General features: G+C 35.2%; 1 protein-coding gene and 1 pseudogene. Both read left to right on the top strand.

Annotation, left to right across the window (positions count from 1 at the left end):
- A pseudogene (locus GVL52_RS32480) lies at window positions 1–48 on the top strand (hypothetical protein); the annotation flags it as partial.
- A 12-nt stretch (window positions 49–60) separates the two neighbouring features.
- Window positions 61–406: hypothetical protein (locus GVL52_RS29745; RefSeq protein ID WP_244619357.1), on the top strand; the 346-nt coding region annotated here is incomplete at its 3' end.

Raw genomic sequence — 406 nt, 5'->3', positions numbered from 1 at the left:
AATCTAACGAAAGGAACGTATACCCTTAGAGAGACTAAAGCGCCTGAAGGTTATCAGTTATTGAACGATTACTATGAAATCAGAGTTAATCATTACGGAATTGTGGAAGCCAAATATATAAAATCCACCAAGTCAACATCTGAAGAGAAAATATCAGAGTCTAGAGGCAATACTGTCATTAGACAGCCTAAAGTAGAAAATGTAGTTGAAGTATTAAAATACGAGCTGACTTCAACGCGAAGTGATACAAAAAAAGATAATGAAGATGCAGTGTGGATGACCAGTGGAGAATTTATAAAGTTAGCTTTTGAACTTAAAGTTAAACCAGATACTCAACCGGGAGATTCCTTCACAATTAAGTTGGATAGTAAATTATCACCTACAGGGATTAGAGAACGTACTTTAC

The sequence above is a fragment of the Rhizobium sp. 18055 genome (assembly GCF_902706285.1).
Lineage (GTDB): Bacteria > Pseudomonadota > Alphaproteobacteria > Rhizobiales > Rhizobiaceae > Rhizobium.
Note: the sequence above shows the minus strand (reverse complement) of the source record. Positions and strands in the feature narration are given on the sequence as shown.